This is a genomic window from Shewanella sp. HL-SH2 (genome assembly GCF_051164935.1).
Taxonomy (GTDB): domain Bacteria; phylum Pseudomonadota; class Gammaproteobacteria; order Enterobacterales; family Shewanellaceae; genus Shewanella; species Shewanella glacialimarina.
The window spans coordinates 4,314,628-4,337,375 of the sequence record NZ_CP195035.1 but is presented as its reverse complement, the minus strand read 5'-3'; the positions used below and the strand labels follow the sequence as shown (position 1 = coordinate 4,337,375).

Below are 22,748 nucleotides of genomic sequence, written 5' to 3'. Positions count from 1 at the left end.
CCGTTACTGGGCGTAAACCGCATCAAGAATGGTTTTAGCACCACGACTTAATAAGTCATTCGCCAGTGCCTGCCCAAGTTCGATAGCCTGTGTTTTCTCACCAGCGACCTGGCCAGTAATCACCTGGCTACCATCAGGATTACCCACTAAACCGCGAAGTGTTAAGGTGTCGCCGATAATTTCGGCATAGGCACCAATAGGCACCTGACAACCGCCCTCCAGGCGAGTATTCATGGCGCGCTCTGCTAATACACGATAACGGGTTTCTAAATGCTCAAGTGGTGCTAATAAGTTTTTTACTCGCTCATCATTAGTGCGGCACTCAATTCCCACTGCACCTTGGCCGTTTGCGGGTAATGATTCCTCTGCGGAAATAAAGCTGGCGATACGCTGTTTTAACTCTAGACGAATTAAGCCAGCAGCAGCAAGGATAATGGCATCATAATCACCACTGTCTAGTTTGGCCAAACGGGTACCAACATTACCGCGTAAATCTTTGATGACCAAATCAGGGCGAGCAGCACGAATTTGACATTGACGACGTAGGCTTGATGTTCCTACAACAGCACCTTGCGGTAATTCACTGATAGTTTTATAACTATTAGACACGAATGCATCGCGGGGATCTTCACGCTCACAAATTACTTGTAAGCCTAGTCCCTCAGGAAAGTCTACGGGTACGTCTTTCATTGAATGCACAGCAATATCGGCGCGGCCTTCCATTATGGCAACTTCAAGTTCTTTGACAAAAAGCCCCTTACCACCCACTTTAGCTAATGGTGTGTCTAAAATAACATCGCCTTTAGTGCTCATTGGCAGTAGCTCAACAATCAAGCCTGGATGAATGCGTTCTAATTCAGCTTTTACAAACTCAGCTTGCCACATTGCCAGTGGACTTTTACGCGTTGCAATACGAATAGTGTTTTCAGACATGGCCATATTTATCCATCAACTAACAGTAATTGCGCTAATGCTAACATTGGATTGAGGAGTTTGTCATAACTGTGTTGAAATTGTTTGAAGTTGCGCGATGATTTTATTATTTGACCTTAATCTACTTAAGTTAGGGGGGCGATAAAGCAAAATAATAAAGAAACTATTTTAACGGACATGATGCAGAGGTTTAGCCCTACTTAAGTTCATTTAAATGCTATAAGCAGTAAAATTAGCGGTTAGCGCTTATTTGGTAGCCATCGAAGTTATTATCTGAATTTGGCTGTCTTTAGTTTTGTTCTACGACCTTTGGTCAGATTGCTAAAACTGAATTTAGTGTTAACCTTGTCACATCGAATAGATTTTTTTGATATAGATCACTCCCGTGCATCCATATGAGTTGAAAGCTATGGTTTGCACGATTAAAGTCGCTGAGATAAGTGGTTTAAGGATGGAGTCTTTGCACGTTTTACCCGATTTAAATACTGACAACACTAGCGCAATTTATCGTGCTGAAAAATTGAATTCGTTGAGGTTACAACGAGTTAAATTAACCTTGCCTGAGCAACAATATCAGTTGTTTTTGCTCATACCTTATCTTTTACAGATTAATGATTTTCAATTACCGGGTTTTATCGATGCAGTAACGCCATCGGGAATTTGCGATTTCAAATTTTCATCTGTACTCGAGCAAGCGTGTCAAGCTGCCGGCGTACCATATATACCAACAGTGTCTGAGCAACCCTATGCATTTGAAGGCATTTACGCCATGGGAAGCTCATCCAGTTTTGGTCAAAACCTCAATAGTGATGTTGACATCTGGTTAGTGCATCACATAACGTTGAGCCAGATAGAAATAGGACTACTTTATGCAAAAGCTTCTCAGTTAACCGCTTGGTTTGCTCAATTTGATTTTGAAGTAAATTTTTATCTTATTCACCCTAACCAATTCCGCGAATGCAGTTTGTATGAAAACTGCCAACCATTGGGTGAAGAACACAGTGGGTCGGTTCAGCATTGGTTGTTACTGGAAGAGTTTTATCGCACTCATATTCGATTAGCCGGCAAATATGTTGCTTGGTGGCCGGAAGCGACTGGCGATGCATTGCTGTTTTTAGGTGACTTGAAAAACTTGCCTGCCAGCGAGTATTTTGGCGCATCTTTGTGGCAGTTATATAAAGGTCTCAATAAGCCGCATAAAGCGCTATTAAAAGTATTATTACTTGAAGTTTATGCCAGCGAGTATCCGCAAAATCATATGGCCACAGAAGAAGTTTGGCAATATTGTTTAAATGATAATTTCTCTGACGATAATGATGCCTACCTTATTCTATATCAACGTATAGAGCATTATTTGTTATCTCGCCGGGAAGTTAAAAGGCTTGAAATTGTACGACGCTGTTTTTACCTTAAATGCGGCATCGCATTATCTGAACCACAACAAACACAGCATGATTGGCGCTATCAAAAACTCACAGATCTAACGGTGGATTGGTGTTGGCCAACTAGTCTACTAGTCACTTTAGACAATGCAACAAACTGGCATTCTGGTCAGTTACAATGGTTTAATCAGCAGTTAAACGAGTTGCTGCTTGCTAGCTATAAAAACCTGCTTCAATTTGCTTCTAAACATGAACTTAGCGATCGCATGCGAGTTGAAGAGCTTGGCCTATTAGCGCGTAAGTTACATGGTTTTTTCAGTGATGATCCCCATACTTTGCCGCCGCTTAATCCACTGTGGAGTCAAAATGTCAGTGAACCACTGCTCGCAGTATGGTTTTCGAAAAATAAGCAACAATATCAATTATTTAGGGGTGTCAGTAACGCGGATAACCTCATCGGGCAGCAGGCATTGTTTGTTGGAAAAACAGACGTAGATGTGGTGGCTTGGGCGGTGATGAATGGTTTGGTTACCGACAGAACATATTGGTATAGCATTGGGCGGAATAAAGCCTATGCCACCAAATTAGCACGCTTAGCCAAAGGGCTAATGCAAAATGTTAACCATACGATTGAAGTGACTAAACGCCATTTATGCCAACCTTGGTTTTATCAGCGCATCATCGTTATCGCCAATATGGATAATGATGTAACTGAGCAATGGCATGGACAAGAGATCATGGTCGATTATATGAATGGTGATATTTTGTCGCTAGGCCGTGATAAGAAAAATATGGTATCGAGTATTGATATTATCAGCTTAAATAGTTGGGGTGAGTGGCACAGCCACCGATTTGAAGGTGAAGTAGCGGTGCTAGAGGCGCTCTCTTTCTTAGTGCTAGGATTGAAACGCGCCAATACACAAAGTCAATTATCGGTATTATCCTGCTCCACTAAGTTGGTCAAACAAATTCAGGACCAACTTATGCAATTACTGAAATTATGCCATCAAACCATTCAAAATGTGACCGACAGTCAAACACTGCTCATTGAGCTCAATATGGGCAGTCAAAAATACGGTTTACATTTTAATTCTTTGGGTATGGTTTATAACGTGTTAGCGAGCTCTAGAAACATGTTCCACTATAACAGGCCACGCTTAGTCACTCACCTACCACGTCCTGAACTTAATAATGAGCCATTTTCAACGGTACCAGCAATTATTCAACGTTATATAGCTCACGGTGCAAAACAGTTTTTTTTAAGGCAATTAAGCCATAAGTTGGAAGTTATTCTTGTCGATGAAACTAATATACTGACCCATAGCGTGCACGACAATATGACTATAAGCCAATTAGTGAACCAGCAGAGTTTAAGTTTTGTGAAAGACAGTCACTGGGATCAGCAAGCATTTTTTAATATGCCGCAATTTTTTCGGTTAGTGAGAAAAGAGGGCTCATTGAAGGTCGAACCTTTTGGCGTAACGGAAGATGAAATGGGCTCAGCGTTCTAGCTAAACCCATTAACAGTGGTAATAGGATTAAATGGTAATCACTATCCCACCTTGCTTAGCAATTGAATCAAGTACAAATGGCACAAAATCAATGTTATTACGGGTATCTAACCATTTACCATTTTGGTAAGCAAAGTGGTATCCACCAGTGATGGTCGCTAACCAGATCTCGTGCAAAGGTTCTTGCTTGTTGATCACAATTTGCGAACCATCTTCAAAGGTCAATTGCACTAGATTTCCGCTGTAATTGATGTCTACATCCGCGTCTTGTTCGTCAATAGCGGTTTCAATAGCGTTATCGATTGCGCTGAATATTTCATCAGCTAATTGGTGAAACTCTGTATCTGTCATAGCCATGCATTTCTATCCTTTGCTTTCTGCGAGATGAATGCGATTATAAGGCCATAATTGATCAGATGCACAGATGTTGAGAAAAATGAGACTGCTTTTATTACTTTTGCTTGCTAGCCTAGTGCTAAGCGCCTGTGGTCAGAAAGGGCCTTTATACAAAACTCCCGCGCAGGAAGATAATAAAATTTCCGCAGCGCCAATTACGGCTGACTTAGAAACACTACCAGCGGGATCAGACTCAACAGCTGATATACAGCAATAATATAGGAAACGTATTGTGGATTTTTTTACTTATCAAGACAGTCATTTATTTGCCGAAGGTTGCGACGTCAGTGCATTAGCCAAAAAATATGGTACGCCACTGTATATTTATTCTCGCGCAACGCTAGAGCGCCACTGGCATGCTTTTGATAAGGCTGTCGCTAATCATCCTCATTTGGTTTGCTATGCCGTAAAAGCTAATTCTAACTTAGGTGTGCTCAATGCACTAGCTCGCCTGGGCAGTGGTTTTGATATTGTATCAGGTGGTGAATTGTCACGCGTTTTACAAGCCGGTGGTGATCCTAAAAAAGTAGTCTTTTCGGGAGTGGGTAAAACCATTACTGAGATGGAGCAGGCATTAAAAATCGGTATTTATTGTTTTAATGTTGAATCAAGTGCCGAGCTTGAGCTATTAAATGAGGTTGCTGGCCGTTTAGGTAAAATCGCGCCGGTATCATTACGGGTTAATCCTGATGTTGATGCAGGCACCCACCCTTATATTTCTACCGGCTTAAAAGAAAATAAGTTTGGTATTGCGATGGAAGAAGCTGAGCAAGTTTTTGCCCGCGCAGCCGAGTTACCTCACTTACATGTTAAAGGGGTCGATTGCCATATTGGCTCGCAGTTAACTGAACTAAAACCGTTTTTAGATGCGATGGATCGTATGCTGTCTTTGATAGACCGCTTAGCTGAGCAAGGTATTGTGATTGAGCATTTTGATGTGGGCGGTGGTTTAGGTGTGCCTTATAATAATGAAATCCCTCCTCACCCAGACGCTTACGCCGCTGCGTTACTTGAACGGCTAGGGCAACGCCCGATAAAGTTGATTTTCGAACCTGGCCGAGCCATTGCTGCAAATGCGGGTATTTTTGTCACTGAAGTGTTATTCCTCAAAGAAAACAGCGACAAACGCTTTGCCATTGTTGATGGTGCTATGAATGACTTAATTCGTCCATCGCTTTATAGTGCGTGGCAGAATATTATTCCTGTTAACCAAACTGATGCACCAACCCAAGCTTATGATGTGGTTGGCCCTGTGTGTGAAACCGGCGACTTTTTAGGTAAAGACAGACAATTAGCGGTTAAAGCTGGCGACTTGTTAGCAGTGCGTTCAAGTGGTGCATATGGCTTTGTGATGTCATCTAATTATAATTCTCGTCCACGGGTGGCAGAAGTGATGGTTGATGGCGAACAAGATATACTGGTGCGTGAGCGTGAAACCGTGGCGCAACTTTGGCAAGGTGAACACCTGCTACCTTAATGAGTAAATGGAAAAGGAAACACCTTTGATTCAATTCACTAAAATGCATGGGCTAGGCAATGATTTTATGGTCGTTGATGGTATTACCCAAAATGTATTTTTTTCGCCAGAGCAAATACGTCGATTAGCTAATCGAAATTTTGGGATCGGTTTTGATCAATTATTATTGGTCGAGCCGCCCTATGATCCCGATTTAGATTTCCATTACCGTATTTTTAATGCCGATGGTAGCGAAGTTGAGCAATGTGGTAATGGTGCGCGATGCTTCGCTCGTTTTGTGCGTAATAAAGGCTTAACCAATAAGAATAAAATTCGGGTGAGTACCAGCTCAGGTAAAATAACCCTGCGTATTGAGCGAGATGGTTTAGTCACAGTCAATATGGGCGTACCTGTTACTGACCCGAACCACATTCCGTTTAAAGCTAAAAAGAGTGAAAAAACCTATTTACTGCAAACCCCGATGCAAACTTTTTTATGTGGTGCTGTGTCAATGGGCAACCCACATTGCGTGCTTGAAGTGGAAGATGTAGAAAATGCCGCAGTTGCGGAAATAGGTGCCATGTTAACCAACCATGAGCGATTCCCAAAAGGGGTTAATGTCGGCTTTATGCAAGTCATAAGCCCAAGCCATATTAAGCTTAGGGTTTATGAGCGTGGCGCTGCAGAAACACTTGCTTGTGGCACTGGCGCCTGTGCCGCTGTTGCTGTGGGTATACTGCAAGATAAGTTAGACAATGAAGTGCGCGTAGACTTACCCGGTGGTTCATTAACCATTAATTGGGAAGGTGAAGGTAAGTCGTTGTGGATGACAGGCCCTGCTGAACATGTATATGATGGTCAAATACAGCTGTAATATTTAGGTAGATTAAATTTTTATGAGTGAGATAACGTCAGCCGCTGATGTGGCATCAAACCAAGATTCATTATCAGACGCACTATCGGGTATCGATGCAATCGGTCAAGATTTAGGCGCTGAAATGTTGGCGAACTTTCGTAACCAAGTGCTAGATGAAAATCTAGTGCGTGATTATTTACTCGACAACCCTGAGTTTTTCAATCGTCATCCTGAGTTACTGATTGCGCTTCGGTTGAATCATCATGAGCGTGGCGCGGTATCACTGGTTGAGCGTAGACAAGAAATACTGCGCCAAAAAGTGACTCAGCTCGAAGAAGAAATTACTGCGCTAATGAATGTGGCAAAGCAGAATGAACGTATATTTATGTTTAATAATGAATTGTCATTTCAATTATTGGCTTGTAAGGAGCTAAGTGAACTTAGGCAAACCTTGTTTGAAGGGTTAAAGGCTGAGTTTGGCTTTACCCATGTGCGTTTAATTACCGTTCATGATATTGACAGTGAATTAGCTAACATTTGGCGTCATCGCATTCAAAATAATTACTATTTTGGCCGACTAACTCAGTCAGAATCAAAACGCTTATTTGGCAGTGAAGTTGGCTCTGTTGCGTTAACTAGACTATCGGATGAAAATGGCCAGGTCATATTTGCCATAGCTAGCGCCGATGCCGCTCACTTTCACCCCAATATGGACTCTTTACTATTAAGCCAATTACGTCGTTTACTCAGCCATTTATTAGCAACATTTTAACCTAGTGGTTTGTGACTGATTGGTACATGGTCAAATCTTGGTGTTGTGTTCTCCAAATGTAATATTCAAGGCTATGATTTTCAAAGCTGTAGCGTTCAAGATACTGCTGCGTATCAGCATAAAGCAGGAGTCGCCGTGATGACACAGACAGATTGGCAAGCTAAGTATCGCCAATACTTGACCTTTGAGCGTCAGTTATCTGATTACACTATTCGCAATTATTTTTTTGAACTCAACCGTGCTCAATCCTTATTGGGCGAAGATATTTATTTACATAATGCTAACCGCGATCAGTTACAAAGTGTGTTAGCCAAATTACATCGACAGGGTTTAAGTCCGCGTTCAATTGCATTAAGCTTGTCGGCACAAAAACAGTTTTATGCTTTTTTACTGCGTGAAAATGTTATAGCAATAAATCCTGCTAAAACCCTCAGTGCCCCCAAACAAAATAAGCCATTACCTAAAAATATGGATGTCGATGCCGTCAGCCATTTACTCGATATTGACGCTGATGATCCGCTGGCTATTCGAGATAAAGCTATTATGGAGTTATTTTATTCCAGCGGGCTTCGTTTAGCCGAATTAGCCGCGTTAAATTATGATGACATTCAGTTTGATAACGCAGAAGTTAAGGTCATGGGTAAGGGCAGTAAACAACGGATTGTGCCAATTGGTAAAGTGGCTATCAATGCGTTAAAAGTATGGTTTACCTGCCGTGAACAAGTGTTTTCTTTACATGCCAATGATGCATTGTTTATCAGTAATCAAGGCAAGCGATTATCGCACCGTAGCATTCAAGCCAGAATGAATAAATGGGGTCAAGAGCAGGCGTTATCGGTTAAAGTGCATCCGCATAAGTTACGCCATTCTTTTGCGACTCATATGCTTGAATCTAGTGCCGACTTACGTGCAGTACAAGAGTTACTGGGCCACGCAAACCTGTCTACAACTCAAATTTATACTAGCTTAGACTTCCAGCATCTCGCTAAAGTTTACGATGGTGCTCATCCTAGAGCGAAAAAAAATAAGGGCAACTCATAATGGTGCACATGTTAGCGCAGCAAAGCCAAACGGGTATGATTCAATATCAACGGCTCAAACCTTTTAAAGCCATTAGTTTTGATTTAGATGACACCCTATATGATAACAAACCCATTATTGTTAAGGCTGTTGCGGAGTCATTTAGTCTATTACACCGTAAGTACCCTAAATCGTCCCATTGGACCGCAGTTGATTGGCAGCGTTGTAAACTTGCATTGCAAATGCGTCAGCCTGAGTTAGTGCATGACACCTCAGCGGCGCGCTATGCTATGCTGCGTGAAGGGTTAATTCAGTTGGGTTACAGCGAAATTGAATCCAGCCATGGGGCGCAAGCTGGGTTAGATTGTTTTCACCACTATCGCAGTGATTTCACCATTGTCCCAGATGTGCTTGCTACGCTTAATACATTAAAACAGCACTTTACTTTAGTGGGTATTACTAACGGTAATGTGGATGCTAGCCGTATTGGTTTAGATACTGTCATGCAGTTTGTTTTGCATCCAGGATGTGGCGTTAAAATGAAACCGGCAGGTGATATGTTTGATTTAGCCTGTAAACAGCTGGCGATAAAACCGTCAGAGCTATTACATGTTGGCGATCACCCTAACTCAGACATTGTCGGGGCTAAAATGGCCGGATGTCAGACTGCTTGGCTAAACCCTTGCCAGCAAAAAAGGCATAAAAACCCTGCGAGTTTATTACCCCATATCGCGATTGAACAGTTGTCGTTATTGGTTAACTTGATTTAGGTTTTAGCACCACACCTGCGCGTTGTTTCATTTGATCAACTTGTTCATGACTGGCATGCATATCAGCATCACCTACTCGGAAATAACTACCACCGTAGGGTTCTGTGCCGATATAGATAGGTCGAAGCTTGGGATCCACCGCAGGAACATGAATTCGAATCAACTTCTTACCCATAATTTCAATAATTTGTACATCAGTAGGTGAGAGAATATTGTGGCTGATTTTTTGCGGGTTATTAAGGATTTGCCAAATTTCACTGAGCATAGGCATAGGGTTAACAATACCCTCGATACTAAACTCTCCATGGTCTTCCTTTACCCCTAGAATAATTTCACCCCCTAAGGTATTGGCAAACGCGCTATAGGTTTCCCACATAACTTCTGGCAATTTTCCATTACCGTCGCGGCCACCAGCAAGCTTAAATTCTACTTGGGCAGACTCATGAAGATTGGCAATATCATCTAGTGCAAAAGTGGGGTAATTATGAGTACTCATAGGATTAGTCAATAATTAATATTCTCAACTTAGCTTATGAATAAATAACTGAAAAAGAAAGCTAAAAGTGAAAACAGTTATCAATACAGCAGAACTGACAGGATAAAATGCTCAGATAAGAGTTTATTATCCCGTTCTGAAGTGAGCAGTCTATAGTGCCAGTGCTTTGGGAAATAGTAGATTATTTTCAAGATGAATATGCATTTGTAAGTCAGCATCAAATTCTGCCAAGGTTTTATAGCAGGTGCGCCATGTGTTACAGGCACCTTCCGGTACTTGATAGTTACCCGTTATTTGTCTCAGTTTGATCAGAATATCAGCGGTATTACCATGTTCATGTTCCATCACATTAATTGGATTACCTATGTGACCAAAACAGCCATTTATCTCTTCCCCTACACTTAATGAGCGAATAGCAGGGAATAAAATCCGTTCTTCTTTCATTAAATGCGGCATTAACTCAGCCACTAATGAATTTACCCATTGAGCTAAAGGTAGTATTTCATCATGGTCATCGCCGTGGGCATTGACCATTATCTCGGTATACTCTTGCAACAATGGCGCGGTATTACGCACGTATTTATGGTGGGTAGCCTCAATGTGATTAACCAACTCAATCAATGACAATTGATCTAATTCAGCCAGCTGTGCTTGGTGTTCAGACGAGCATGATTCAAGGGTAAACATTGCGATTCCAGAAAGGAAAACAGTAAAGCCGAATTCTAAATGCGTCTTTAAATGGTGCAAGTTAATCCGTACTGTTCTGCTAGGCTAATCACAACTTATTTGCTAATGAATGTCGCAATGTGGCTATTTCAACGATTAGACAGATTTGGTAAGGCGGTTTAGTAGCAACTATTTGCTCAATAATTAAACCAAAACCAAATAAACTGCCAGCAACAAAGGCTACTAATAAATGTAGAGGAGAGGTGGAGTGATTGTATTAACACATTTATTCTCCAACTATATGACGGCTAACAAATACAACTATTGCGGCGACTAACGTAAATACTACAGTCGCGATTATTGAGTGCGCAGACATTCTACCTATACAGCAAATACCGTGGCCACTTGTGCAGCCACCACCTAAATAAGCCCCAAATCCCACCAGAAATCCACCCCAAATGGTTAATCCCCAACAGGCATCTAATGTTGCAGGTAGAGTAATATTAGCAAAAGGTGCGAATACCCCTAAAAAAGCCTAACGCCATTTTGTATTAGGACTATTGAATTGTAAGGCGCCGCAGATTAAAGCGCTGACAGGGGGAAATTCAGTCATATTCATTTAAGTTAATGGTAAAATGGTAAGTTTATCATATGGCAAAAATTTACCTAAATATGCTTAATGAGTGATTCATATTAAGCAGGTATAATGCCGCCATTATAGAATGTTAAGAGCCATATTGATGAAATTAAGACATGTAGATAAACCGCAATATCGTAAAATGACTAATCAAGTCCAATTTGGCATTATAGCCATTTTAGCTATTTCGTCATTAGTCTTTGGCCAAATTTTAATCGCGATATTGAGTTCGGCAACCGTCGTAGCAGGTCAGCCAACGGGCAATTTCTATTTTAATTTTGGCGGGGTAATTATGGGTCTTATGCTATGCACTTTAGTGGTAAAGCATGGCCGTAAAAAACCGCAGTATGCTGATGTCTATTACGTTTGGCAGTTGAAACAATTACAGAATAAAATTTACCGTAAGCTTAATGCGATTCAACAAGCCGCAGCTGACAATAATGTTAACGCATTAACTATATTATGTTTTTATTATCAGAGTTTAGCGATTGTTTATGAGTTAGATAACAATACCTTAACCATGACAGAAGTGAATCGACAAATCAGCTTATTAGAACAGCAAATTAAAGACAGCAATTTGAGCTGTAATGCAGATGATTTCAAGGTAGAACTGTTAGGTGATTTTTAACTAGCAACTTAAGCTGCAAATGTTTTTATATCATTGTCGAGTAGGTACATGAATATAAAAAGCCAAGGTTGACGCCTTGGCTTTTTGTTACTTTTTTTGTTGCGAAATAGTCGATAAAAATTAAATTGCGATGCTATTAACCGTTAGCTTCACATCAATATTACCGCGAACCGCATTTGAGTATGGACACACCTGATGCGCCGCCTGAACCAGCTTCACAGCATCATCTTGCGCTAAATCTAACTCAACCGCTAATGCGACAGTAAGCGCAAATCCTTTAGTATCATTCGGGCCAATGCCTACAGTAGCGGTTGTTGGTGCAGCTTTAATAGCGACTTTCATTTCACGCGCCACGTGTAAAATAGCGTTTGAGAAACAGGCTGCATAGCCAGCGGCAAATAGTTGCTCAGGATTAGTGTGCTCGCCAGTGCCGCCCATTTCTTTTGGATAACTCAAACCGACATCGAGTTTTTTGTCATCTGTAGTGACTTGACCATTACGACCAGCTAATGCTGTTGCTGAAGTTGTATATAAAGTTGTCATAGGAATACCTCAAAAAGTAAGTTAATTTAAGTTGCGTGCAATTTAATTGCGCTAACTATAAATGATGTTTTTGGAATGCGCAACTAAATTGTGCGCAATTTAATTTATGTCAATTAAATAACCCAAATCTTCTATTAATATAACTCCATACTTAAGGGGGGAATTCTTAGTCCAAACAAACTCCATATTTCAGCTCAATCAATCCTCTTATCTCAACCTTAGTGATGACATTTATGACTCAAAACTTAACTAAAGTTGGATGATAAAGCCTTTATGTAACGATTTTGTCATGCGATTGTCATCCTGTATTCGCACAATAGCCATGCTTGTCTGACCTGTTGCAATGATTAACATGCAGACACCATCATTGACTTAAAAGGAATATCGAATGAAAACAGGGTTAAGTCGTCGCGACTTTTTAGCTATGTCAGCCAAAGGCGTTGGCGCGGTTGTTGTGTCATATGGATTAATGGGCTGTAGCAGCGATGACGAAGAGATCTACTCTGGTCAATTTTTACAAGGCATTGCCAGTGGCGACCCAGCCAAAGATGCAGTGATCTTATGGACCAGGGTCACTCCAGATGTTGAAGCTGATATCACAGTGTCATGGGAAGTGGCCTTAGATGCTAATTTTAGCCAAATAGTCACTAATGGAGTAATGAAAACCAACGCCAAACGTGACTATACGGTGAAAATTGATGCGGTTGGCCTTGAGGCTGGCAAAGGATACTTTTATCGCTTTAAATCGGGTAAATATGCTTCAGACGTTGGTATGACTAAAACCTTACCAGAAGGCACTGTTGATTCGGTCAAATTAGCTGTGATGTCATGTGCAAACTACCCTGCGGGCTACTTCAATGTATACGCATTGGCGGCCGAGCGTGATGATTTAGATGCGGTTATTCATCTAGGAGATTACTTGTATGAGTACGGTCGTGGTGGGTATGCAAGTCAAGATGCGGCAGCTTTAGGGCGTGAAGTATTGCCCGCTGGCGAATTATTGTTACTCAATGATTATCGCACGCGTTATACACAATATCGTGGTGATATGAGCTTGCAAAAACTGCATTCTAAAGTCGCTTTTATCACTGTGTGGGACGATCATGAAGTCGCTAATGACACCTGGAGAGAGGGCGCTGAAAACCACAATGACAATGAAGGGGACTTTGATTTACGCAAGCAAGCGGCACTGCAGGCATATTTTGAATGGCTACCCATTCGTCCTTGGAGTGAAGGAAATCATCAAGAAATATACCGTAGCTTTAACTATGGTGATTTAGTTGATTTGCATATGTTAGATACTCGATTGCTGGGGCGAGACAAGCAGCTAGATTATGCGGATTACACGGACCCGGTGACAAAGGCATTTAATAGCGGCGCTTTTTTAGGTGATGTGACTAACGTTAACCGCACCATGTTAGGCCAATCTCAATTATTATGGTTGCAACAAACCTTGCTTGAATCGACGGCGAAGTGGCAGGTGTTAGGTCAGCAAGTGTTGATGGGTAAAATGCTACTGCCAGCGGCTATTGCGACTCAAGAAATGAGTATTCCTCAATTTGCTCAGCTGGCGACGTTAGCCCAATTAGCCGCGCGTGCGCAGGCGGGCGACCCTACATTATCCGCGCAAGAGTTAGCTTACTTACAAGCTAATCAAAGTCAGTTAACCCCTGAGGTGCTAGCCTTACTTCAATTGCCTTCTATTCCTTATAATTTGGACGCTTGGGACGGATACGCCTATGAGCGAGAAGTTATTCTGGCCACAGCTAAATCGATGCAGCATAACTTAGTGGTTATCGCTGGTGACACTCACAATGCTTGGGCAAATGAGCTAACCGACAATCAAGGTGAAGTGGTTGGGGTTGAGTTTGCGACCAGTTCAGTGTCTTCACCTGGGTTAGAATACTACTTAGGCCTATCTGACGCTGAAATGCCGGCAACTGAAGCTGCAATAGTGAATCTTATCGCTGATTTAAAATATGCTAATTTGAAAGATCGCGGTTACTTATTGCTGACCTTTAGTGCCGAAGAAGCTAATAGTGAGTGGCTATATGTGAATACGATTAAAAATAAATCATTCACTACATTAGTTGAGCGCTCTGCTTCCGCTAAAGTTAACATCCAACAACCAAAAATCATTTTTGGGTAACAATGAATCACATCAGCCTATGCCGCAGTGGCATTGGCTGATGTAGTCATGGCTATAATCTGATAGTTATAATGTGGTTGCTTACTTTGTTGCTTACTTTGTTGCTTAGTCTATGGTCAGGGCCACAATTTTTAGTGGATGATTGTCATCAAAGGAAGGGAAGTCTTGGTAGCAATCAAGCCATTCAATATTAATGATTTTTCGACCTTGTTTTTCAACGCAGCGGACTAGGCTGTCCAACCAAGATTGGCGTTCCACTTTGGCGACATTGTTACAGCAAACAATGGTTCCGCCGACCTTAGTGGTCAGCATTGCGGGCTTAAATAAGCCTTGATAGTCGTTAATTAAGTCGACCACCCCAAAGACGCTTTTTGCAAAGCGTGGCGGATCTAAAAAGACTAAGTCGAAAGTGGTTTTAGCGAGTTTAGGGAACTTGGGCAGTTTTTGATTACGACGTCCGCCCACAGGTAAACCGGCTAGTTGGCGTAATGCAGGAAACGCATCGCTTTGCACAAACTCACATACAGATTCAACTTTATTCAGTGCGGCATTTTTTTGACCTGCTGCTAATGCAAAAGATGAAAAATCGACATTCATTACCCGCTTGGCGCCGCCCACAGCGGCCGCAGTTCCAATACCACAAGTGTATGAAAATAGATTTAACACTGTTTTATTGTGACTGTGTTTTTGCATGTATTCACGACCAATACGCATGTCTAAAAACAGTAATGGGTCTTGGCCTTCATGGCGTAACTTAGTGGTAAAAGCTATGCCGTTTTCATGCATCACCTGTTCCGACATCGCATAGTCTTGCGCTTCATTGACTAAGTTATTGGCGACGCGAGAATTTTTTTGCGAGCGGTCGTTATACACTACAAAATAATCACCATGTTGCGCTAAAACCTGGGTGATTTGCTTAAGTTGATCTTCATTGAGTGTGTCATGAAATGATTGCACCAACCAAGCATCACCATAGCGGTCTATGTTTAAGCCATTGGCTCCCTCTACTGTGCCATGAAATACCCGATAACAATCAGTATTATTCAGCTTAGCTTGCACAAAAAAGGCTTGGCGCTTGAGCATTGCTTCAGCAAGCACTTTGCTAAAATCTATTTCATCTGATGTCGTCAGAGAAGGGGAAGAAGGCGTTTGAGTGGTCATAACAGAAGTCGCTTGAATGTGGTTGCAAGCCGACTATTATATCAGAGAATTTTAGATGGTTTCGAATAACGACAAGGTTTATTTACGCGATTAATTATCTAACACAGGGTGAACCTTAAATGTTTTGTCGGCAACAATTTTATCGTTCAGCTCTAGCGTCATCCGCCAATCCCCTGTCTTATTGTCAACGGGTGACCATATGCAGTCGCCTAAATAAAACTTCCAATCGTTTTCTTTAATAAAGACTTCACCATCAAAAGGAGGACGAGTATTGCCCTCATCATCAGGTATATTAGGATGATAAATACAATAACGTAGCCGTTGGTTTTTAGCTTTACGGATGCGAACAATAAATCCAAACTCGATATCTAGCGTGGCAGGAACATGTACTGTTGCCTTTAAGAATTGTGGCAACTTTTCACTTTGGCTGTCCCATCGGCTAAAGATGCCGCTGTAAACAATGCTCACATCGGGTTTAAGCTTACTCACTGATGATGCCTTTATTGTCTTAGCCGCTATATGAAGTCTATTCGCTACTAATGCGGTGCGTTGTTATCTTGCAAGTGCTTAAGCGCTGCTTGCAATGCAAATTGATAGCCCTGTGCACCTAAACCACAAATAACCCCAATCGCTTTGTCAGAGAAGTATGAGTGATGTCTAAAGGGCTCACGGGCATGTACATTGGATAAATGCACTTCAATAAATGGAATAGCTACGCCTAAAATCGCATCGCGGATCGCCACGCTTGTGTGGGTGAATGCCGCTGGATTAATAATGATGAACTGTGCATCAGTTGCATGAATAGCATCAATAATTTCATGCTCAGCGTTAGACTGAATATGCTCTAACGCTACCCCTGAGGAGGTCGCCGCACCTTGTAATTCAGATACAATGGTGGCTAAGTTTTGTGTGCCATAATGACCTGGTTCACGACGTCCCAGTAAATTTAAATTAGGGCCGTTAACTAATAAAATTTTTGCGGTTTGGCTCATAATAATCCTTTGGCAATCTCAACTTGGTGAGGTTATTCACTATTTCAGTTAGCTTGTTTTTAACGCAAGTTAGCTGTTCAGTAAACTTAAATTTATTCAAGCACAGGTTAATTAATCAAATCGCGGTTTACCTTGGCGCAGTGCTTTAGTGGCTCCGCGTTGTTTTTTGGTTTCTATGCGGCGTTTTTGGCTGCCTTTCGTCGCTTTGGTTGCAATACGCTTTTTGGCGACAATGGCGGCATTTTTTACCAGCAAAATAAACTGCTCCAGTGCCTGCTGTCGGTTGAAATCTTGACTGCGGGATTGCTGACACTTAATGATGATCTTGCCGCTTTGGGTAATACGGTGATCAGCTTTAGTTAATAACTTTTGTTTATAAAAGTCAGGCAAAGACGATTCATTGATGTCGAAGATCAGTTGTGCAGCGGTAGACACTTTATTGATATGTTGGCCACCCGCTCCACTTGAGCGCACAAATTGCCACTCAATCTCTTTGTCTTCGATAGTCACGCTATTAGTAATATTTATCATACTGTAAAGGGTATCACTTTTTAGATTAAAAATAGTTATATATTGGCGACGGTAATATTTGTTATGATTCGCGTCATTGAAGTGAATGTCTGGTAAGCCTATTTTATTCGGCACTTATCCATGACACCGGAGCTATTTATGTTATGCCAAATTTCTGATATCGCCAAAGGCGTTATTAGCCTGTTTGTAAGCGGTCGTTTGTCTGCTAAAGATTATCGCTCATGTTTACAACCCGCTATTCGAAACTATCGTAAAGATTGGGGCCAAGTGTGCTTATACATTGAAGCCGATGTGCTGTTAGAGGGGTGGGAGTTTGGCTCATTAACCGGCAGCGGTGAAGTACAGTTGCCTGAGTTTGATGCATTAGTGTTTGTTGGTGGTCCTGATTGGGTGGGTAACTCGGTCAGATTAATGGGCCCGTTTATGCAAGGTGAAGTGGCATGGTTTCCATTAGCACAAAAGCAAGATGCGATTAATTGGATCACCAAGCGTTCGCAGCACAAAGCTTAAGTGTGATAAAGAAGCGCAATAAACAAGCGCAATAGATATTTGTATTATAAGAGTTGGGCCGTTAGTCTAATTCAGCCTTAACACATCAAGGAAGTACTATGTTATTCAGAAAATTATTAGCATTATCGGCAGTGGGTATTTTCACCTTGGGCCTAACAGCATGTACACCAGAAGTCGGCAGCGACGCCTGGTGTAAGCAAATGAAAGAAAAAGAAACAGGTGATTGGTCTGCTAATGAAGCGGCTGATTATGCGAAACACTGCGTATTCAAATAAACGCTGTTTTAGATGACCAGCATGAGTCACCTCAATTCGTTTTCAATGATGCGTTCAATTAAGCTATTGATTACTATTATTGTGCTGCAATTTGCCGGTGCGAATTTGGGTGGCCATCAATTACATATTGGCAATAGTACAGAAGAAAAAAGCAATCATGCCCATGTGCAATTCACGCCTACCTTAGATATTGCCGCCCTCAGTCAGCTAGCGGAGTGCATTCAATGTAGTTGCGCCGCAGACGGTGCCCGCGAGCATGCGCCATCCGATGACCATATTCACCCAGCACCAACAGACAAAATGGTTGATTTATGCCTAGATTGTCAGTGTCACGGTGGTTTAGTGGCCATAGTGCTGCCCGATAATATCGATACGACCGAGCAAGCTAATCAACAACCGTTACAAACAGTTCAATCCTATTTCCCTCCCGCTTTAGGTGCCACGTACCGTCCCCCGATAGTGTAAATCCTGTTTAAATTCATTAAAGGTTTGCTGTTGTTACTGGCAAGCTTGATTATTTTTTATGGCTAAATTGAATGCTTATCGGAGTATTTCAACTTGGTCATGTTTGAGTTCTAGGATTTACTAATGACAATTCCAACTATTTATTTGCCGCTAAATACGTGTTTTTTAGCATCGTTTGCTTTGATAGCACGCCAGTTATTATGGCTCGTTATTATCAGCTTTGGGCTAACACTTTTTAGCTGCAAAGTGATTGCGGGTGATGATCATGCTCCGCAGCAATCAAAGCCCCAATCGCCTTCGTCTTATTCGCAAGAGGATGATCATGATGAGGCATTAACCTTAACGCCGCAGCAACGCCAGCTTGCCAACATTAAAGTAGAGTCGCTGACATTCAGTCCATTTGATCTCACCTCTGTTGCGACTGCGCAGCTGGTGGTTGATAAAGACAAAACGGTGACCATAGCACCGCAACTGGCGATGCAGGTATTAAAGCGCCATGTTGTACCGGGCCAACAAGTGAAAAAAGGCCAGGCTTTATTAACTTTGGGAGGCACCGAAATAGCCCAGGCACAGGCCGATTATATTAACGCCGCCACAGAATGGCAGCGGGTTAGCCGGATGAGTAAAGGGACAATTAGTGCCAGTGAAAAAATGCGCACCGAGGTGAATGCGGAACTAAAGCGTGCGGTTTTAAACGCCATCATGATGACTAATGAGCAAATATCAGCGTTAACCACATCGCCTCAATCTATTGGTCAGTTTCAGTTATTAGCGCCAATTAGCGGCCGAGTGCAACAAGATGAAGCCATGCTAGGTCAAGTATTGGATGCAGGCACACCGTTAATGCAATTAACCGATGAGTCGTTTTTATGGGTAGAAGCACAGCTAACACCGGTGCAGTCAGAACGGGTTGAAATTGGCCAGTCTGCACTGGTGCGTGTTGGGCAACGTAATGTTACGGGCGTAGTGATTGGCCGCTCCCATGAGCTCAATCCGATGACCCGCACTGAACAAGTGTGGATCAGTATGGCGAATCCGCAGCACGTGTTACATGCCGGTGAATTTGCTGAGTTGTATTTTCAGCAAAGTAGTTCAAAAGGCGACAAATCAGCACAAGCCAAAAAATTATCTCCCTTAAACGGCATTATTGTGCCCGACAGTGCATTAACGCGCAGCAGTGATGGCGACTGGCAAATTTTTATTGAAGATGAAGATGGTTTTGAAGCGGTTGAAATTGAAGTGGTGCAAAGCCAGCGTGGGCTGAATTTAATTACAGGTCTAGAAAGTGGCTCGCAAGTGGTGGTGTCAGGTGCGTTTTTTCTGGCATCTGAATTGGCCAAATCTGGCTTTGATATTCACAACCACTAGGAGGCAGCTATGTTAGCAAAATTAATTCGTTCAGCCATTGAGCAGCGACTGCTAGTGGTATTAGCCTTATTGGCTGCCATGCTTGGCAGTATTGCGATATTACCAAAGTTAAATTTGGATGCATTTCCCGACGTGACCAATGTGCAGGTTACCATTAATACCGCAGCTGAAGGCCTAGCCGCTGAAGAAGTTGAAAAGCTGATAAGTTATCCCGTTGAATCAGCCATGTATGCTTTACCTGCGGTAACCGAGGTACGATCGCTATCACGCACTGGCCTGTCTATTGTCACCGTGGTATTTGCCGAAGGGACTGACATTTACTTTGCGCGCCAGCAAGTGTTTGAGCAGCTGCAAGCTGCTAAAGAATCCATTCCTGCGGGGGTCGGCACACCTGAGATTGGCCCTAATACCTCAGGGCTAGGGCAAATTTATCAATATATGCTGCGGGCTACGCCAGAATCCGGTGTGGCAGCGGCTGAGCTTCGCAGTATCAATGACTACTTAGTTAAGCTGATATTAATGCCCGTTGGCGGCGTGACTGAGGTGTTGTCTTTTGGCGGCGAAGTGTTGCAGTACCAGGTGCAAATTGACTTGAATAAACTGCGCAGTTACTCACTCACCATGGAGCAAGTTATTGAGGCGCTTGAAAGTAATAACCGTAATGCCGGTGGCTGGTTTATGGACCAGGGGCAGTCGCAATTAGTGGTACGCGGTTACGGTTTATTACCCCCGGGAGATGAAGGCATAGAGGCTATTAAACATATTCCGCTCACCGAGTTTAATGGTACGCCAATCAGAGTCATGGACATTGCCAATGTTGATTACGGCAGTGAAATCCGTGTGGGCGCAGTGACTATGACCCGTCGAAATGACAGCGGTGGAGCGGAACAACTGGGTGAAGTTGTTGCCGGAGTGGTGCTAAAACGCATGGGCGCTAACACCAAGCAAACCATTGACGACATTGAAGCGCGTATTAGTTTAATTGAACAAGCCTTACCCAAAGGGGTGAAGTTTGAGGTGTTTTACGACCAGGCCGATTTAGTCAAACAAGCGGTTAATACCGTGCGTGATGCGCTACTCATGGCCTTTGTGTTTATTGTGGTGATCCTCGCGTTATTTTTGGTCAACATCCCTGCGACCTTACTGGTATTGCTGTCCATCCCAATTTCAATTGGTCTTGCCTTAATGGTAATGGCATATTTTGGCATGTCGGCAAACTTAATGTCACTGGGCGGTTTAGCGGTTGCGATAGGCATGTTGGTCGATGGCTCAGTGGTGATGGTTGAAAACATCTTCAAGCATTTAAGCCAACATGACGTACAAACCGATGTCGGTAGCCTCGATGGTAATGATAGGGACGGCGCTAGTGCTAATGTCAGCATTAGTTCTAAGGTTTGGCAAGCGGCTAAAGAAGTGTGCAGTCCTATCTTTTTTGCTACAGCCATCATCATAGTGGTGTTTGCGCCTTTGTTTGCCTTAGAAGGTGTGGAAGGTAAGTTATTTCAGCCAATGGCTACTAGCATTATTTTGGCCATGATTGCCGCGTTAATTGTTGCCTTGTTTGCCGTGCCAGCACTGGCAGTTTATGCATTTAAACGCGGTATGGTGATCAGGCAAAGTTGGCTACTGATGCCAATTGAACGGCTTTATCGACAGCTGCTTAGCATGACCTTAGCGCGCCCTAAAACCGTGATGTTAATTGCATCATTGATGTTTGTTAGCAGCATGGCGTTATTGCCGCGTTTAGGCACAGAGTTTGTGCCCGAACTTGAAGAGGGCACGATTAATTTACGCATCACCTTAGCGCCCACAGCGAGTTTAGGCACCTCGATAGAAGTGGCGCCTAAGTTAGAGGCCATTTTGCTGAGTTTTCCTGAAGTCGAATATGCCCTGAGTCGCATAGGTGCACCAGAATTGGGCGGCGACCCAGAGCCCGTCAGTAATATTGAAATCTACATTGGCTTAACACCCGTTGATCAGTGGCAAAGTGCCTCAAATCGCTTTGAGTTACAGCGATTAATGGAACAAAAGCTCAGTGTGTTTCCGGGTTTATTGCTGACGTTTTCACAGCCAATAGCCACTCGTGTTGATGAGTTATTATCAGGGGTTAAAGCGCAGTTAGCGATTAAAATATTCGGCCCTGATTTACAGGTATTATCAGCCAAAGGTCAGGTCTTATCTGAACTGGTGCAGCAAATTGATGGCGCGGTAGATGTGTCGCTGGAACAGGTTAGTGGCGAAGCACAATTAGTGGTTCGCCCTAAGCGTGAATTGTTGGCGCGCTACGGTATCAGTGTCGACCAAGTGATGAGTTTAGTCAGCCAAGGTGTCGGTGGTGTTAGCGCAGGACAAGTGATTGATGGCAATGCCAGATACGATATTAATGTTCGGTTAACGTCATCACAACGCAATTCACCTGATGTATTGCGCGACTTACTGCTCACTGGGGTGAGCGGCGCAACCGTGCGTTTAGGCGAAGTGGCCGACGTTGAAGTCGAGATGGCGCCGCCCAATATTCGCCGCGACGACGTGCAGCGCCGCGTGGTGGTGCAAGCTAACGTATCGGGTCGAGATATGGGTTCGGTTGTTAATGATATTTACGCCATCATCTCACAGGCTGAATTACCTGCAGGCTACACAGTCGTGGTCGGCGGGCAGTATGAAAACCAACAGAGGGCGCAGAAAAAACTGATGCTAGTGGTGCCTATTTCAATCACGCTAATTGCGCTATTACTGTATTTCTCATTCGGCTCAATTAAACAAGTGTGCTTAATAATGGCAAACGTCCCGTTGGCATTAATTGGCGGTGTGATTGCCTTATTTGCCACTGGCACTTATTTGTCAGTGCCCAGTTCAATCGGCTTTATCACCTTATTTGGTGTGGCCGTACTCAATGGCGTAGTGCTGGTGGACTCGATTAATCAACGCCGCAAAAATAGCGTAGAGTTCAGTGAAAATGAAAGCCTGTATACTAGCGTTTATGAAGGTACAGTAGGGCGATTACGTCCAGTATTAATGACCGCATTAACCTCTGCTTTAGGCTTAATTCCTATCTTGTTGTCAACCGGTGTCGGCAGTGAAATTCAGCAGCCATTAGCGGTAGTCATTATTGGCGGTTTATTTAGCTCAACTGCATTGACCTTGCTGGTATTGCCCACGGTTTATCAATGGCTGTACAAGGGCAAATAGCACTCACTTAAGTGGATAACAATCAAGCCTTATATATTGAGG

23 protein-coding genes and 1 pseudogene are annotated in these 22,748 nt (G+C 42.8%); 14 read left to right on the top strand and 10 right to left on the bottom strand.

The features are described from left to right. Positions 1-3 precede the first annotated feature (3 nt). On the bottom strand, positions 4-933 hold the full coding sequence (gene hemC / locus ACRWP9_RS19090; RefSeq protein ID WP_434927295.1) for a hydroxymethylbilane synthase: 930 nt from the start codon (positions 931-933) through the stop codon (positions 4-6). A 409-nt stretch (positions 934-1,342) separates the two neighbouring features. Between hemC and ACRWP9_RS19085 the strand changes: the two genes are divergently transcribed. Beyond that, positions 1,343-3,826 carry a class I adenylate cyclase gene (locus ACRWP9_RS19085; RefSeq protein ID WP_434927294.1) on the top strand — a complete coding sequence of 828 codons (2,484 nt, stop codon included), beginning with the start codon at positions 1,343-1,345 and terminating at the stop codon, positions 3,824-3,826. A gap of 27 nt (positions 3,827-3,853) precedes the next feature. Here the strand turns inward: ACRWP9_RS19085 and cyaY are convergent, their stop codons facing one another. Beyond that, positions 3,854-4,183, bottom strand: a complete 330-nt coding sequence (gene cyaY / locus ACRWP9_RS19080; RefSeq protein ID WP_226412997.1) for an iron donor protein CyaY — start codon at positions 4,181-4,183, stop codon at positions 3,854-3,856. Positions 4,184-4,262: 79 nt separating this feature from the next. Here cyaY and lptM point away from each other — a divergent pair, with 79 nt between their 5' ends. The 6 genes from lptM (at position 4,263) to ACRWP9_RS19050 (ending at position 9,096) form a co-directional block, all read left to right on the top strand. Then, positions 4,263-4,439, top strand: coding sequence for an LPS translocon maturation chaperone LptM (lptM, locus tag ACRWP9_RS19075; RefSeq protein WP_404829999.1), 177 nt, complete (start codon positions 4,263-4,265; stop codon positions 4,437-4,439). A gap of 15 nt (positions 4,440-4,454) precedes the next feature. Next, positions 4,455-5,699, top strand: a complete 1,245-nt coding sequence (gene lysA / locus ACRWP9_RS19070) for a diaminopimelate decarboxylase (protein WP_434927292.1) — start codon at positions 4,455-4,457, stop codon at positions 5,697-5,699. Between the two features lie 25 nt (positions 5,700-5,724). Next, positions 5,725-6,552 (top strand): diaminopimelate epimerase, encoded by an 828-nt coding sequence (gene dapF, locus ACRWP9_RS19065; RefSeq protein ID WP_226413003.1) that lies wholly within the window; start codon positions 5,725-5,727, stop codon positions 6,550-6,552. A gap of 124 nt (positions 6,553-6,676) precedes the next feature. Beyond that, entirely contained in the window at positions 6,677-7,306 is a 630-nt protein-coding gene (locus ACRWP9_RS19060; RefSeq protein ID WP_226415806.1) for a DUF484 family protein, read from the top strand. 138 nt (positions 7,307-7,444) lie between these two features. Beyond that, complete coding sequence (gene xerC, locus ACRWP9_RS19055) at positions 7,445-8,347, top strand: tyrosine recombinase XerC (RefSeq protein ID WP_434927291.1); 903 nt, start codon at positions 7,445-7,447, stop codon at positions 8,345-8,347. Positions 8,348-8,355: 8 nt separating this feature from the next. Beyond that, a complete protein-coding gene (locus tag ACRWP9_RS19050) occupies positions 8,356-9,096 on the top strand; it encodes an HAD-IA family hydrolase (RefSeq protein WP_434929149.1) in 741 nt (246 codons plus the stop codon). Here the strand turns inward: ACRWP9_RS19050 and ACRWP9_RS19045 are convergent. The 3 genes and pseudogenes from ACRWP9_RS19045 to ACRWP9_RS19035 form a co-directional block, all read right to left on the bottom strand. Next, positions 9,083-9,592 carry an AlbA family DNA-binding domain-containing protein gene (locus tag ACRWP9_RS19045; RefSeq protein WP_434927290.1) on the bottom strand — a complete coding sequence of 170 codons (510 nt, stop codon included), beginning with the start codon at positions 9,590-9,592 and terminating at the stop codon, positions 9,083-9,085. The two genes, ACRWP9_RS19050 and ACRWP9_RS19045, sit on opposite strands and share 14 nt — an antisense overlap. Positions 9,593-9,742: 150 nt before the next feature. After that, positions 9,743-10,231: pseudogene (locus tag ACRWP9_RS19040) on the bottom strand (hemerythrin domain-containing protein); the annotation flags it as partial. Between the two features lie 313 nt (positions 10,232-10,544). Then, the gene (locus ACRWP9_RS19035) at positions 10,545-10,718 is read right to left on the bottom strand and encodes a YeeE/YedE family protein (protein ID WP_434929148.1); all 174 of its coding nucleotides are present in this window, start codon (positions 10,716-10,718) and stop codon (positions 10,545-10,547) included. Between the two features lie 280 nt (positions 10,719-10,998). On the opposite strand from ACRWP9_RS19035, the gene ACRWP9_RS19030 reads away from it, so the two are divergent. Continuing rightward, on the top strand, positions 10,999-11,523 hold the full coding sequence (locus ACRWP9_RS19030) for a DUF3087 family protein (protein ID WP_434927289.1): 525 nt from the start codon (positions 10,999-11,001) through the stop codon (positions 11,521-11,523). A gap of 120 nt (positions 11,524-11,643) precedes the next feature. Here ACRWP9_RS19030 and ACRWP9_RS19025 read toward each other — a convergent pair whose 3' ends face one another. Next, positions 11,644-12,066 carry an organic hydroperoxide resistance protein gene (locus tag ACRWP9_RS19025; protein ID WP_434927288.1) on the bottom strand — a complete coding sequence of 141 codons (423 nt, stop codon included), beginning with the start codon at positions 12,064-12,066 and terminating at the stop codon, positions 11,644-11,646. 388 nt (positions 12,067-12,454) lie between these two features. Between ACRWP9_RS19025 and ACRWP9_RS19020 the strand changes: the two genes are divergently transcribed. Continuing rightward, positions 12,455-14,215: an alkaline phosphatase D family protein gene (locus ACRWP9_RS19020; RefSeq protein ID WP_434927287.1), complete on the top strand. Its 1,761-nt coding sequence runs from the start codon at positions 12,455-12,457 to the stop codon at positions 14,213-14,215. A 105-nt stretch (positions 14,216-14,320) separates the two neighbouring features. On the opposite strand, the gene ACRWP9_RS19015 is transcribed toward ACRWP9_RS19020, so the two are convergent. From ACRWP9_RS19015 to arfB, 4 genes are all read right to left on the bottom strand, one after another. Continuing rightward, the gene (locus ACRWP9_RS19015; RefSeq protein ID WP_434929146.1) at positions 14,321-15,328 is read right to left on the bottom strand and encodes a class I SAM-dependent rRNA methyltransferase; all 1,008 of its coding nucleotides are present in this window, start codon (positions 15,326-15,328) and stop codon (positions 14,321-14,323) included. A 138-nt stretch (positions 15,329-15,466) separates the two neighbouring features. Continuing rightward, positions 15,467-15,865 (bottom strand): DUF3859 domain-containing protein, encoded by a 399-nt coding sequence (locus ACRWP9_RS19010; protein WP_226413015.1) that lies wholly within the window; start codon positions 15,863-15,865, stop codon positions 15,467-15,469. 47 nt (positions 15,866-15,912) lie between these two features. Then, positions 15,913-16,368 (bottom strand): type II 3-dehydroquinate dehydratase, encoded by a 456-nt coding sequence (gene aroQ / locus ACRWP9_RS19005; RefSeq protein WP_226413017.1) that lies wholly within the window; start codon positions 16,366-16,368, stop codon positions 15,913-15,915. A gap of 111 nt (positions 16,369-16,479) precedes the next feature. Beyond that, entirely contained in the window at positions 16,480-16,899 is a 420-nt protein-coding gene (gene arfB / locus ACRWP9_RS19000) for an alternative ribosome rescue aminoacyl-tRNA hydrolase ArfB (protein WP_226413019.1), read from the bottom strand. Between the two features lie 138 nt (positions 16,900-17,037). Between arfB and ACRWP9_RS18995 the strand changes: the two genes are divergently transcribed. The 5 genes from ACRWP9_RS18995 (at position 17,038) to ACRWP9_RS18975 (ending at position 22,706) form a co-directional block, all read left to right on the top strand. Beyond that, a complete protein-coding gene (locus ACRWP9_RS18995; protein WP_434927286.1) occupies positions 17,038-17,409 on the top strand; it encodes an STAS/SEC14 domain-containing protein in 372 nt (123 codons plus the stop codon). 98 nt (positions 17,410-17,507) lie between these two features. After that, positions 17,508-17,684: a DUF3012 domain-containing protein gene (locus ACRWP9_RS18990; protein WP_226413023.1), complete on the top strand. Its 177-nt coding sequence runs from the start codon at positions 17,508-17,510 to the stop codon at positions 17,682-17,684. 21 nt (positions 17,685-17,705) lie between these two features. Beyond that, entirely contained in the window at positions 17,706-18,149 is a 444-nt protein-coding gene (locus ACRWP9_RS18985) for a hypothetical protein (RefSeq protein ID WP_434927285.1), read from the top strand. Between the two features lie 123 nt (positions 18,150-18,272). Further along, positions 18,273-19,517 carry an efflux RND transporter periplasmic adaptor subunit gene (locus ACRWP9_RS18980; RefSeq protein ID WP_434927284.1) on the top strand — a complete coding sequence of 415 codons (1,245 nt, stop codon included), beginning with the start codon at positions 18,273-18,275 and terminating at the stop codon, positions 19,515-19,517. A 9-nt stretch (positions 19,518-19,526) separates the two neighbouring features. After that, positions 19,527-22,706: an efflux RND transporter permease subunit gene (locus ACRWP9_RS18975; RefSeq protein ID WP_434927283.1), complete on the top strand. Its 3,180-nt coding sequence runs from the start codon at positions 19,527-19,529 to the stop codon at positions 22,704-22,706. Positions 22,707-22,748 lie beyond the last annotated feature (42 nt).